The sequence below is a fragment of the Nocardia sp. NPDC041819 genome (assembly GCF_055590505.1).
In genome coordinates this window covers 158,150-173,347 of record NZ_JBVJAP010000003.1, presented here as the reverse complement: position 1 = coordinate 173,347, position 15,198 = coordinate 158,150, and the positions used below count along the sequence as shown (strand labels likewise).

The 15,198-nt window shown below is 72.7% G+C and carries 1 protein-coding gene (running past one end of the window); it reads left to right on the top strand.

What is annotated here, in order from left to right; genetic code table 11:
* Nucleotides 1–15,198, top strand: the 3' portion of a protein-coding gene (locus ACZ6DL_RS12565; RefSeq protein ID WP_466050716.1) for a non-ribosomal peptide synthase/polyketide synthase. The gene continues 10,077 nt to the left of window position 1, outside the view; only the last 15,198 of its 25,275 coding nucleotides appear in the window; the start codon falls outside the window, past its left edge; the stop codon is at nt 15,196–15,198.

The window sequence follows — 15,198 nt, the reverse complement described above, 5'->3', positions numbered from 1 at the left end:
ATCGAGTCGGGTGTGGGTCCGGAGGACATCGTCGGCCTGGCCGCCGAACGCTCGATCGACATGCTCGTGGCGATGTACGCGATCGTGCGCGCGGGCGCGGCGTACCTGCCGATCGATCCGGCGCACCCGGCCGAACGCCTGGCGCAGATCGTCGGAAGCGCCGCGCCGCGGCTGGTGCTGATCGCGGGCGGCGCGACGCTGCCCGCACTGGACGGTATGGCCGTCCTCGATCTCGCCGATCTCGACCTCGACGGCGTCGCCGACGGCCCGGTCGCGGATGCCGAGCGCGTCGCCGCGCTGCGACCGGACAACACCGCCTACGTGCTGTTCACCTCCGGCTCCACCGGGCGGCCGAAGGGCGTGGCCGTCACGCACCGCGCGATCATGAACCAGCTGCGGTGGCTGGAATTCCGCTACCGCGTCACCGCCTCCGACCGCATCCTGCAACGCGCGCCGCTGACCTTCGACGTGTCGGTGTGGGAATGCTTCCTGCCGATCGCCGTCGGCGCGCCGCTGGTGATCGCCCGCCCCGGCGGGCACCTGGACCTGACCTACTTCGCGGACCTGTTACGCGAACACCGCATCACCATCGCCGAGTACGTGCCCTCGGTGCTGGCCGCGCTGCTCGGTGAGGGCATGGGCGACGCGCTGCGGTCGTTCCGGCACCTGCACTGCGGCGGCGAAGCGCTCACCCCGGACCTGCTCGCCGCGCTGCGCGGCAGCTTCGACGGCGCGGTGCACAACGCCTACGGCCCCACCGAGGCGGCGATCTCGGCGATCTACCACGAGTTCACCGACGCCGACGCCGGAGCCGGCCGGGACGTGGCCATCGGCCGCCCGTGCTGGAACACCAGGGCCTACGTGCTGGACGCCCGGTTGCGCCCGGTGCCGATCGGCGTCACCGGAGAGCTGTATCTCGCGGGCGACCAACTGGCGCGCGGGTATCACGCCCGCCCGGGGCTGACCGCCGAACGATTCGTCGCCGACCCGTTCGGGGTGCCCGGCCGCACGATGTACCGGACCGGTGACCTGGTGCGCTGGAACCGCGACGGTGATCTGGTGTACCTGGGCCGCAACGACTTCCAGGTCAAGTTGCGCGGCCAGCGGATCGAGCTGGGCGAGATCGAGGCGGTGCTCGCCGCCGCGACCGGCGTGACGAACGCGGCGGTGCTCGTGGCCCGCGACAGCGCGGGACAGGAATGCCTGATCGGTTACGTCACCGGGGCGGACCTGACGCCGGAGGCGGTGCTCGACGAGGCGCGCGCCCAGCTGCCCGCGTACATGGTGCCCACGCATATCGTCGTGCTCGACGAGATGCCGTTGACCACCGTGGGCAAGCTCGACCGGTCGGCGCTGCCCGCCGTCGAACTCACCTCCGCGGGGGAGTTCCGTGCGCCGCGGGAGGGGACCGAGGCGGTGCTCGCCACGCTGGTCGCCGACCTGACCGGTGCGGCGCGGATCGGCGCGGACGACGACTTCTTCGCCCGCGGCGGCAATTCGCTGCTGGCCATGCGGCTGGTCGCCAGGGTCGACGCCGCCTTCGGGTGCGCGCTGACCGTGCGCGAGGTGTTCGAGACGCCGACCGTGGCGGGGCTGGCGTCGCGGGTCGCCCGGTCGGAGCGCTCGGCCACCGCAAGGCCCGCTCTCGCCCCCGCCGAGCGTCCAGCGCGAATCCCGTTGTCGCTGGCACAGACCCGCATGTGGCTGCTGCACCGGCTCGATCCGGATTCGGCGATCTACCACATCCCCATCACCATCCGGCTCACCGGTGCACTGGACGAGGCGGCGTTGCGGTCCGCCGTGCGCGACGTGATCGATCGGCACGAATCGCTGCGCACCGTCTTCCCGGCGGATGCCGACGGCCCGACCCAAGTGGTGCTCAGCGGCGCGGATGTGCCCGAGCTGCCGCTGCACCCGATCGAGGTGACCGAACCGGACCTGCGTGGCGCGGTACTCGCGGTGGCCGCCGAGGGTTTCGACCTGTGCACACGTATCCCGGTGCGGGCGAGCCTGTTCCGCGTCGCGCCGGACGATCACCTGCTCGCCGTCGTGGTCCACCACATCGCCGCCGACGGCGTCTCCACCGCCCCGCTGGCCCGCGACCTCATGACGGCCTACACCGCGCGCGCCGCCGGGGAGACGCCGTCGTGGCGTCCGCTGCCCGTGCAATACGCCGACTTCACCCTCTGGCAGCGCGCCGCGCTGGGGTCCGCGGACGATCCGGACTCGGCGCTGTCGACCCAGATCGCCTACTGGCGGGCCGAACTCGACGGACTCGCGCCGGTGCTGGAGCTGCCCGCCGACCGCCCCCGCCCGGCGGTGGCCTCCGGTCGCGGCGCCACCGTCGAGTTCGCGATCCCCGCCGACCTCACCGGCTCGATCGCCGAACTCGCTCGCCGGCGCGGGGTCTCGATGTTCATGGTGCTGCACGCCGCCTACGCCGCGCTGCTCGCGCGGCTGGCCGGAGTGGACGACGTCGCCATCGGCACCCCGGTCGCGGGACGCGGCGAACAAGCGCTGGACGACCTGGTCGGCATGTTCGTCAACACCCTCGTGCTGCGCACGCCGATCGCGGCGGACGCGTCCTTCGCCGAACTGCTCGCTCGCGTGCGCGAGGCCGATGTGCGGGCCTTCGCCCACGCCGACCTTCCCTTCGAGCGCCTGGTCGAGGAGCTGAACCCGGTCCGCTCGCAGGCGCATTCGCCGATCGTGCAGACGCTGCTCACCTTCGAGCAGCACGACGACACCGTGCTGCGCCTGCCCGGTCTCACCGTGTCGGCCTATCCGCTGGACAATCGCGTCGCCCAGTTCGACTTGGCCGTGGAATTGACCGAGCACCGCGCGGCGACCGGTTACGCGCTGCGCGGTGTGCTGCGCTACGCCACGGACCTGTTCGATCGGGCCACCGTCGAGACGTTCGGAGCTCGCTTCGCGCGGGTGCTGCGGGCCGCGGTGGCCGATCCTTCGGTGCGGGTCGGCGACATCGAACTCTTGGACGACGCCGAGCGGGCGCTGGTGCTCGACCGATGGAACGACACCGCCGCCGCCGTCGACCCGGCGGCCACGCTGGTCTCGCTGTTCGAGGCGCAGGTGGCCAGGACTCCGGACGCGCCCGCGGTCACGGTCGAGGGGCACATCACGGCCCACTCGTCGCCCAACCACCACCCCCACATGAGTAGCTACGCGACGCTCACGTACTCCGAGTTCGCCGGACGGGCGCGACAGCTGGCGCGCTGGCTGGCCGGGCAGGGCGTCGGCCCCGGCACCCCGGTCGCGCTCGGCATGCGCCGGTCGCTGGACCTGGTGCTCGGCATCTACGCGGTCACCCTCGCCGGCGGCGCGTACGTCCCGCTCGACCCCGACCATCCGGCCGAGCGGCTGGAATACGTGCTGTCGACCGCACGACCGGTGTGCGTGCTCACCTCTGGCCTCGATCTGGACGCGGGCGCGGCACGACAGGTCCGGATCGACCGGCTCGACCTGACCGGCTACTCCACCGCTGCGCTGACCGCCTTCGACCGGCTCGGGTCACCCGCGCCCGGGCACACCGCCTATGTGATTTTCACCTCGGGATCGACCGGACGCCCGAAGGGCGTCGCGGTCACCCACGCGGCGATCGTGAATCGCCTCACATGGATGCAGTCGGCCTATCCGCTGGCCGCCGACGACGTGGTGCTGCAGAAGACCCCGGCCACCTTCGATGTTTCCGTCTGGGAGTTTTTCTGGCCCTTGGCTTTCGGCGCCCGGCTGGTGGTCACTCGTCCAGATGGTCATCGCGACCCGGCCCAGCTGGCTCGCGTGATCGTCGAGCAGCGCGTCACGACGGCGCACTTCGTACCCTCCATGCTGGGGGTTTTCCTGGCGGAGCCACGCACAGGTGAGTGCATTACGCTTCGCAGCGTCTTCGCATCGGGCGAGGCATTGCCCGCGGTTACCGCGCAGCGGGCGCGAGAGCTGATCGGAGCGCGGGTGCACAACCTGTACGGCCCCACCGAGGCCGCTGTCGACGTCACCTATCACGAGGTGACCGACGAGGACCTGGTGTCCGTGCCGATCGGGAGGCCGGTGGCCAACACCCGCTTGCTGGTGCTGGACGCCCGGCTGCGGCCGGTGCCCGTCGGCGTGCCGGGGGAACTGTACCTGGCAGGCGCGCAGCTGGCGCAGGGTTACGTGGCGCGCCCCGAACTGACCGCCGATCGGTTCGTGGCCGGTCCGTTCGGGCCCGCCGGGGCGCGGATGTACCGCACTGGCGACCTCGTGGCCTGGCGGCCGGACGGTGAACTGGAGTACCTGGGTCGGACGGACTTCCAGGTGAAACTGCGCGGTCTGCGCATCGAGCCGGGCGAGGTCGAATCGGCGCTGCTGGCGCTGGACGCGGTGGCGCAGGCGGTGGTGCTGGTCCGTTCGGACGAGCGGTTGGGCGATCAACTGGTCGCCTACCTGGTCGCCTCGGGCAGCCACACGATCGACACCGAGCTTGTGCGTGCCGCGCTGAGCGCCGAACTGCCCGCGTATGCGGTGCCCACGGCGTTCGTCGTCCTCGAGCGGTTCCCGCTCAACGCTTCGGGCAAGCTGGACCGGGCCGCGCTGCCCGCGCCGGAGTTCGCGACCGCGGGCTACCGGGCTCCGGCCACCCGCGTCGAGGCGACCGTCGCGCGGATCGTCGCGGCGCTGCTCGGCGTCGAACGCGTCGGCGCGGACGACGACTTCTTCGCTCTCGGCGGCAACTCGCTGATCGCCACCCAGGTCGCCGCCCGGCTGGGCGCCGAGCTGGACGCCGAGATCCCGGTGCGCCTGCTGTTCGAGGCGCCGACCGTGACCGCGCTGGCCGCACGGGCCGAACGGCTCGCGGGCACGGGCGCCGAGCCCGCGCTCACGCCGCGGCCGCGTCCGGAACGCGTACCGCTCTCGCCCGCGCAGCAGCGCATGTGGTTCCTCAACCGCTTCGATCCCGCCGAGACCGTGCACAACATCGCGGTGGTGGTCCGCCTCACGGGCTATCTGGACCCGGACACCCTCGCCGCCGCCGTCGGCGACCTGGTCGGCAGGCACGAAACCCTGCGCACCGTGTACCCCGACCACGAAGGCATCGGCTACCAGCGCATTCTCGACGCCACCCACGTTCCGTCGATCCAGGTGCCGGAGGCGGCGGGCGCGCTGCGGGACTTAGTCGCCGCCCCGTTCGACCTGACCGCCGAGGTGCCGCTGCGCATCGGCTTGGTGACCCGGTCCGATCGCGATCACCTGCTGGCCCTGGTGGTGCACCACATCGCGGCCGACGGCTTCTCGATGGGGCCGCTGGCCCGCGATCTGGCCGCCGCCTACGCGGCCCGCGCGACGCGCACCGCCCCGGTCTGGCCCGAACTCGGCCTGCAATACGCCGACTACGCGCTCTGGCAGCGCGAGGTGCTCGGCGCCGAGGACGACCCGCACTCGGTGGCCGCGCGGCAGCTGGCGTACTGGCGCGAGACGCTGCGCGCGCTGCCCGCTCAGCTCGACCTGCCCGCCGACCGCCCGCGCCCCCCGATCGCCTCGCACGCCGCGGCGAGCACGACCACGACGCTGCCCGGCGAGGTGGGCGACGGCGTCGCCGCCGTGGCCGCCCGCTACGAGGCCACACCGTTCATGGTCGTGCACGCCGCGCTGGCCACCCTGCTGGCCAGGCTGTCCGGCACGGACGACATCGCGATCGGCGCGCCCGTCGCGGGCCGCGGTGACGCGGCGCTGGACGATCTGGTCGGCATGTTCGTCAACACCGTGGTGTTGCGCGCGCGGGTCCCCGGCTCGGACACCTTCGCCGCCGTGCTGCGCCGGGTGCGCGAGCACGACCTGGACGCCTTCGCCCACGCCGACGTGCCGTTCGAGCGCCTGGTCGAGGCGCTCGACCCGCCGCGCTCGCAGGCCCGGCACCCCCTGTTCCAGATCGCGCTGTTCTTCCAGAACCTCGCGCCGGTCACCCTGGACATGGCGGGCGTCGCCGTGGCCGAGCACGAATTCGACTACGAGACAACGCCGTTCGACCTCCAGCTCACCGTCACCGGCGACGCGCTGCGCTTCACCTACGCCACCGATCTGTTCGACGCCGCCACCGTCGAGACCTTCGGCACGCGCTTCGCCCGCCTGCTCGCCGAGGTCACCGCCGACCCGGAACAGGTGGTCGGCGACATCGATCTGTTCGGCACGGGCGAACTGCACCGCGTGGTCACCGAGTGGAACGACTCCGCGCACACCGCCTTGGCCGACGAACTGCTGCTCGACGAATTCGAGGCGCAGGCCGCCGCGACGCCCGATGACCCGGCGCTGGTGTTCGTGCCCGACAGCGCGACGACCGCGTCCACCGTGACCTACGGTGATCTGGACCGGCGCGCCAACCGGCTGGCCCGCCACCTGATCGCGGCGGGCGTCGGCCCCGAATCGCTGGTGGCGCTGGCGATCCGGCGCTCACCCGAGCTGGTGATCGCGATGTACGCCGTGGTCAAAGCGGGCGGCGCGTACGTGCCGATCGACCCCGACCACCCCGCGCGGCGCATCGCGCACATTCTCGGGACCGCGCGGCCCGTGGCCGTGCTCACCACGACGGCCGATCGGATCGACGCGGGCGAGTCCGTCGCCACCGTCCTGGTCGACGCCATCGCGCTGGACGGCTACTCCGACGACCCCATCGCGGCGGACGAACGTTCCGCGCCGATCCGCCCCGGCAGCCCGGCCTATGTGATCTTCACCAGCGGCTCCACCGGAAAACCCAAGGGCGTCAGCGTGTCACACGCGGCGATCGTCAACCAGATGACCTGGATGCAATCGCGATACGGCCTCACCGCCGACGACGTGTACCTGCAAAAGACCGCGACCACGTTCGACGTGTCGCTGTGGGGCTATTTCCTGCCCCTGCGCGTCGGCGCCACACTGGTGCTGGCCGCACCGGACGGCCACCGCGACCCGGGCTACCTCACCCAGGTGATCGCCGAACGACGAGTCACCATCACCGATTTCGTGCCGTCGATGCTCAGCGTCTTCGCCGGGCACGTCGCGGCCGCCGGACACAGCGCCGCACTAGAGTCGCTGCACACGGTGTTCGTCATCGGCGAGGCGCTGCCCGCCGAGACCGTGCGGGCGTTCGGCGCGGTGAGCGCCGCACGGGTGCACAACCTGTACGGCCCGACCGAAGCGGCGGTGAGCATCACCCACCGCGACGTGACGGGCGAGAGCGACCGCACCGTCCTGCCGATCGGCAACCCGGAATGGAACAGCCGGGTCTACGTGCTGGATTCGCGGCTGCGCCCGACGCTGCCCGGCGTCGCGGGCGAGCTGTATCTCGCGGGCGTCCAGCTCGCGCGCGGCTACCACGGCAGGCCGGATCTCACCGCGGACCGCTTCGTGGCCAACCCGTTCGGCGCGCCGGGGCAGCGGATGTACCGCACCGGCGACCTGGTGCGCTGGGACACCGGCGGCGACACCGCCGAACTGGTGTATCTGGGCCGCACCGACTTCCAGGTGAAGTTCCGCGGCCAGCGCGTCGAACTCGGCGAGATCGAGGCCGCCCTCGCGGCCGCGCCCGCAGTGGCGCAGGCGGCGGCCCGGGTGGTCACCACCGTCACCGGCGACGACCACCTGGTCGGCTACCTCACCACCGAGCCGGGCACGGTGCTGTCGGATGCCGAGGTGCTGCGCGCCGCCGCTGCCGCGCTGCCGTCGTACATGCTCCCCTCGGCGCTGGTCACGCTGGACGCCTTCCCGCTCAACGCCTCCGGCAAGCTGGACCGTAAGGCGCTGCCGGAACCGGTGTTCGACCGCGTCGCCTACCGCGCCCCGGTGACGCCCGCCGAACGCGTGGTGGCCGACGCCGTCGAATCGGTGCTTGGCTCCGGCCCGATCGGCCTCGACGACCACTTCTTCGCCCTGGGCGGCAACTCGCTCAGCGCCACCCGGGTACTGGCCAGGATCGGCGACCGGCTCGGTCGCCGCGTCCCGGTGCGGCTGCTGTTCGAGGCGCCGACCGTAGGCGCGCTGGCCGAACTGCTCACCGCGGACGCCGCCGCGACCGAGCGGGTGGTGCCGCTGGTGGCCGGGCCACGGCCGGAACGAATTCCGCTCGCGCCCGTCCAGCGCGGCATGTGGTTCCTCAACCGGCTCGACCCGGCTTCGCCCGCCCACAACATCCCGGTCGCGCTGCGCATCGAGGGCGAACTGAACGTCGACGCCCTGGTGGGCGCGTTCGCCGACGTCGTGGCGCGGCACGAGAGCTTGCGCACGCTCTACCCGGCCGACGCGACCGGCGCGGGTTACCAGGTGATCCTGCCGCCGGACAGCGCCGCCGTGCGATTGACCGTCGAAGCGCCGGACGGCCGCGCCGTCGACGACCGGATCGCCGAAATCCGGACCGCCGGTTTCGATGTCACCGCCGAGGTCCCGGTGCGTGCCACACTGCTGCGCGAGCACGCCACGAGTCACGTACTGGTCGCGGTGGTGCACCACATCGCGGCCGACGGCTACTCGATGAGCCCACTGCTGCGCGACCTGCTGACGGCCTATCTCGCCCGGGTCCTCGGCACGCGCCCCGTCTGGCCCGCTCTCGCCGCGCAATACGCCGATTACGCCCTCTGGCAGGACGCCCAGCTGGAAAAAGCCTCCGCGCAACACCTTCCGTATTGGTCCGAGACGTTGCGCGACCTGCCCGACGAACTCGAATTGCCCGCCGACCGTCCACGTCCGGCCATCGCGACCGGGCGCGGCGCGAACGTGCGGGCCAGAATCGGCGGCGGTGTCGCCGCGCGCGTCGCCGACCTGGCCGCACGACACGACGCGACGCCGTTCATGGTGGTCCACGCCGCCCTCGCCGTCCTGCTGGCTCGCCTGTCGGGCTCCGACGACATCCCGATCGGCACTCCGGTGGCAGGCCGCGGCGCGGCGGCCCTGGACGACCTGGTCGGCATGTTCGTCAACACCGTGGTGCTGCGCACCCGCCCGGACCAGGAGCGCTCCTTCACCGATCTGCTCGCCCGGACCAGAGCCGTCGATCTCGCCGCCTTCGAGCACGCGGGCGTGCCGTTCGACCGGGTGGTCGACGAACTCGGCGTCGAGCGCTCCCAGGCCCGGCATCCGCTGTTCACCGTGGCGCTGAGTTACCTGAACGCCGGAACCGGCCCCTTCACCGTGCCGGGCCTCGAGCTGACCGCCGTCGAGTTCGACGAGCCGGTGGCCCGATTCGACTGGCAGTTCACCGTGTCCGCCGAGCCGGACGCCGACGGTCATCTCGCGGTCGAACTGGATTACGCCACCGATCTGTTCGACGGCGCCACCGCCCGCGCCGTGCTGCGCCGCTTCGGCAGGCTGCTCGGCGCGCTCACCGCTCGACCGGACGCGCCGATCGGCACGGTCGACCTGCTGGCGCCCGCCGAGCGCGCCGACCTGCTCGGCCGCCGGGGCGACGCGCCGGTGCCGCCGCACACGCTGGCCGAACTCATGGCCGTCGCGGTCGCGTTCGACCCGGACGCGGTCGCGCTGGTCGCGAGCGACCGGCAGCTGACCTACCGGACGTTGGACGAGCAGTCGTCGCGTTTGGCGCGCATGCTCATCGGACACGGAATCGGCGCCGAGGACGTGGTGGCCGTGGCGGTGCCGCGCTCGATCAGCTCCGTTCTCGCGGTGTGGGCGGTGGCCAAGACCGGCGCGGTGTTCGTTCCGGTCGACCCGACCTATCCGGCCGAGCGGATCGCGCACATGCTCACCGATTCCGGTGCTGCGCTGGGCCTGACGATCGCCACCTGCCGCGCGGCACTGCCCGGCGCCGTCGACTGGCTGGTGCTGGACGCGCCGTCCACGGCGGCGCGGATGCGCCGCAACAGCGGAGCACCGATCGATGCCGCCGAGCTGATCCGCCCCGTGCGGGTGGAGAACCCGGCCTGGATGATCTACACCTCCGGCTCCACCGGCACGCCCAAGGGCGTGGTCGCCACCCACGGCGGTCTCGCCGGAGTCGCCCTCGCGCAGCGGGACCGGTACGCGGTCACCGCCGACGCGCGCGTCCTGCACGTGGCCTCGCCCAGCTTCGACGCGTCCATGCTCGAACTGCTGCTGGCCCTGTCCGCCGGGGCGGCGCTGGTGATCGCGCCCCCGGGCGTCTACGGCGGCGCGGAACTCACCGCGCTCATCCGCGACCGGCGGGTGACGCACGCGTTCCTCACCCCGGCGGTGCTGCCGACGCTCGACCCGGCCGAGCTGAGCTGCCTGCGGCAACTCACCGTCGGAGGCGAGGCCTACGGCCCGGACACGGTGCGGCACTGGGCGCCCGGCCGGTCGTTCCACAACACCTACGGTCCGACCGAGACCACCGTCATCGCGACGATCAGCGCGGCGTTGCGGCCCGGCGATCCCCTCGATCTGGGCACGCCGATCCACGGCATGTCCGCGCTGGTGCTGGACGGCAGGCTGCGGCCCGTGCCGGTCGGCGTCACCGGCGAGCTGTACCTGCGCGGTCCCGGCCTGGCCCGGGGATATCATGCGCGGCCCGGTCTTTCGGCGTCCCGGTTCGTCGCCGACCCCTACGGCCCGGCGGGCGGACGGCTGTACCGGACCGGTGACCTGGTGCGCTGGACCCGATCGGGCGCGCTGCGCTATGTCGGCCGTTCGGATCAGCAGGTGAAGGTGCGCGGCCTGCGCATCGAACTCGGCGAGATCGACGCCGTGCTCGCGGCACACGAGACGGTGCGCACTGCCGTCACCGTGGGCCACACCGACACCTCGGGCGCGGTGTCGCTGGTCGCCTACGTCGTCGCCGCGCCCGGCCACACGATCGTCGTCGCCGACCTGCTGGCGCACGCCGCTCGCTCGCTCGCCGGGTACATGGTGCCGAGCAGCCTGCTGGTGCTCGACGAACTGCCTTTGACTCCGGTCGGCAAGCTGGACCGCGCCGCGCTGCCGAGGCCCGAGCTTCGCGCGGCGCCGTTCCGCGCGCCCGGCACCGAGGTCGAGCGAGCGGTGGCGCGAACGGTCGCGGAGGTCCTCGGACTCGAGCGCGTCGGCGCGGACGACGACTTCTTCGCTCGCGGCGGCAACTCGCTTTCCGCGACCCGGCTGGCCGCGCGGCTCGGGGACCGGCTGGCGGTCGCCGTCGGCGTCCGCGCGGTGTTCGAGCACCCGACGGTCGCCGCGCTGGCCCGTGCGCTGGAGATCGCCTCCGGTGCGGCCCCCCGCCCCGCGCTCACCCGGCGCGCGCTGACCGGCCCCGTGGCCCTTTCGCTCGCGCAGCAGCGCATGTGGTTCCTCAACCGCCTCGATCGGCAGTCCACCGCCTACAACATCCCGCTCGCGGTGCGCCTGACCGGTGAGCTGGACGTGGCGGCGCTGAACGCCGCGATCGGCGACGTCGTCGCCCGCCACGACGTGCTGCGCACGGTCTACCCGCTGCACGCGTCCGGGCCGGTGCAGGTCGTCTTGCCGGTCGCCGACGGCACACCGGTGCTGGCGCCCATCGCCGTCGCGGCCGACGATCTCGCCGCGGCGGTGGCCGACTTCGTCGGCGGCGGGTTCGACGTCACCGACACCGTCCCCGTCCGCGCCCGGCTGTTCGCCCCGGTCGACGGCGCCGCGGCGGATCCGGTGACCGAGCACGTGCTCGTCGTCGTGGTGCACCACATCGCCGCCGACGGCTCGTCGCTGGCGCCGTTGGCCCGCGACGTCATGGTCGCCTACGCGGCACGCAGACGCGCAGCCGCGCCGGACTGGTCGCCGCTTCCGGTGCAATACACCGATTTCAGCGTGTGGCAGCGCGAACTGCTCGGCGCGGAGGACGATCCCACTTCGCTGCTGGCGCGTCAGATCCGGTTCTGGACCGAGACGCTGGCCGATCTGCCCGCGCAGCTGAACCTGCCCGCCGATCGCCCGCGCCCCGCCGTCGTCGCGACGCGCGGCAGGCACGTCGATTTCGCGATCGACCCGGACGTGCACGCCCGGCTGACCGAACTCGGCCGCGAATCCGGCGCGACGCTGTTCATGGTGCTGCACGCGGCGTTCGCGGTGCTGCTGGCCCGCCTGTCGGGCACCGCGGACATCGCGGTGGGCACGCCGGTGGCCGGGCGCGGAGCGGCCGAACTCGACGACGTGGTCGGCATGTTCGTCAACACGCTGGTCCTGCGGGCCCAGGTCGACGCGGGCGAGGGTTTCGCGGGTCTGCTCGCCCGCGTCCGCGCCACCGATGTCGCGGCCTTCGCGCACGCCGACGTGCCGTTCGAGCGTCTGGTCGAAGTGCTCAACCCGGAGCGGTCCACCGCCCGCCATCCGCTGTTCCAGGTCGGCTTCTCCTTCCACAACCAGGCGGAAGCCGAATTCTCGCTGGACGGATTGACCGCCACCGCCGCTGATTTCGACTCCGAGGTCGCCCAGTTCGACCTGCACCTGGTCGTCACCGACCGCTACGGGCCCGGCGGAGCCCCGGCGGGCATGGCGGCTTCGCTCACCTACGCCACCGCCCTGTTCGACGAGTCCACGGTGGCCGGTTTCGCCACCCGCCTGCAACGGCTGCTGAGCGCGGTGTGCGCGGACCCGCGGCTGCCCGTCGGTGATCTCGCGCTGCTGGACCCGGCCGAGACCGAGCGCGTGCTGGTGACCTGGAACCGAGCCGGGCAGGCATTCGCCCCGACGACGCTGATCGCCGCGTTCGAGGCGCAGGCGGCCAGGACGCCACAAGCGATCGCCATCGTCGACGACGCCACCACCCTCACCTACGCGGAGTTCGCCGCGCGGGTCAACCGCCTGGCCCGGGTGCTCATCGCACGGGGGATCGGCCCGGAGAAGCCGGTGGCGCTGGCCATTCCGCGCAGCGTCGACCTGCTCGTCGCGATGTACGCGGTGGTGACGGCCGGTGGCTCGTACGTGCCGCTGGACCCGGCGCATCCGCTGGAACGCACCGCGAGCGTGCTCGCCGCCGCGGAACCGCACCTGGTGCTCACCTCGGCGCGCGAGCCGATGCTGCCCGTGGCGGCATCGGAACACGGTGTGGTGCTCGATATCTCGACCGTCGCCGACACCGTCGCCGACCACCCGGTGCGCGACGACGAACGGATCGCCGCGCTCTCGCCCGCGAACACCGCGTATGTCATCTTCACCTCCGGTTCCACCGGTGTGCCGAAGGGTGTGGCGGTGCCGCACGCGGCGGTCGCGCATCAGCTGGACTGGATGCAGTCGGAATACGCGCTCGGCTCGGACGACGCGGCGCTGGTGCTGACCTCGGCCGCCTTCGACCTGTCGGTGTGGGAGTACTGGTGGGCGTTGCGAACCGGAGCCCGGCTGGTGCTCGCCCCGCAGGACGCGCAGCGCGACCCGGCGGGCCTGCTCGACCTGGTTCGCCGCGCTTCGGTGACAACGCTGACCCTGGTGCCCTCGCTGCTGGCGATGCTGGCCGAAGCCTCCGGCGAGCGCGGGCTGCCGCGTTCGCTGCGCCGGTTGCTCGTCATCGGCGAGGCGTTGCCCGCCGCGACGGTGCGGCGGGTCGAGGCGCTCACCGCGGCCGAAATCGACAACCTCTACGGGCCCACCGAAGCCGCGGTGTCGGTCACCCGGTTCCGCACGGAAACCGCTATCCGGCAGGCGCTGGTGCCCATCGGCACGCCCCAATCCGGTAATCGGGTCTACGTGCTCGACGACCGGCTGCACCCGGTGCCCGCCGGGGTGACCGGCGAGCTGTACCTCGGCGGCGCGCAGCTGGCCCGCGGCTATCACGGCCGAGCCGAACTCACCGCGGAACGGTTCGTGGCCGACCCGTTCGGGCCGGCGGGCGCCCGCCTGTACCGCACCGGCGACATGGTGCGCTGGGCCGCCGACGGCAACCTCGAGTACGTCGAGCGGCGTGATTTCCAGGTGAAGATCCGCGGCTACCGCATCGAACTCGCCGAGATCGAGCACGCCCTGCGCTCGCGGCCCGAGATCGGCGCGGCGATCGTCCTCGCCTACGACACCGACGGCGCGAACGCCGTGCTGGCCGGTTACTTCACCGCCGCCGAGCGGCTCGACCCGGGCGCGTTGCGCGCCGCGCTGGCCGATGTCCTGCCGAGCTACATGGTGCCCACGCAGCTGCGGCAACTGGAGACCTTGCCGCTCACCGCGAATGGCAAGGTCGATCGCGCGGCCTTGCCGCGTCCTGAGTCGCACGCGCGGGAATCCCGCGTCCCCGGCACCGATCTGGAACGTGCCGTGTGCGCGGACTTCGCCGAGGTGCTCGCCGCCGAGCGGGTCGGCCTGGACGACAACTTCTTCGAACGCGGCGGCAACTCGCTGCTGGCCACCCGTTTGGCCGCCCGCCTGAGCGCGTCGCTGGGCGAGCAGATCCCGGTGCTCTGGCTGTTCGCCGCGCCGACGCCGGCGCGCCTGATCGCCCAGCTGGAGCAGCACCGCTGCGGTCGCGGCCGGGTCGACGCGGCCGCCGCGTTCGACGTCGTGCTCGCGCTGCGCACCGGCGGCGCTCGGGAGCCGCTGTTCTGCATCCATCCCGCCGGTGGTGTGGCATGGTCCTTCGCGGGTCTCGCGGCGCACCTGGACCCGGAGCGGGACGTGTACGGCATCCAGTCGCCGATGCTGAACCCGGGCCAGACCCTTCCGGAGTCCATCGACGACTGGGCGCGCCGGTACGTGCGGGAGATCCGCGCCGTGCAGCCCGAGGGGCCGTACCACTTGCTCGGCTGGTCGCTCGGCGGCGTCCTGGCGCACGCGGTGGCGACGCAGTTGCAGGAGCAGGGCCAGCGGGTCGCGGTCCTGGCCATGATGGACAGCTCGCTGCGGGTCGAGGCGGAGGAGGCCACCGCCCTGCCGGTCGCCGATCTGCTCGGCGGGTTGCTCGGCGAAGCGGCCGATGACGGGGACGCCGAAGTGGACCTGCCCCGGCTCGCGCGCCGGCTCGCGCGACTGCCCGAGCCGTTCGCCTCGTTCGGCGCCGACCGACTCGACCGAGTGCTGAGCACGGGGGCCGGGTCACTGGAGTTGATCCGGCGCTACCGCCCCCGCCCGTACAAGGGCAACCTGCTGTACTTCACCGCCGCGCTGGACGATCCCACCGGTGCCGCGGGCGCCGCGAGCTGGGCCGACGCCGTGGACGGCACCGTGCACAACCACGCGGTGCACGCCTCGCACTGGCGGATGACCTCGGAGTCCGCGCTGGCGCGGATCGGCCACGTTCTCACCGCGGCACTGGCGGACACCGAGCGCCCCTAG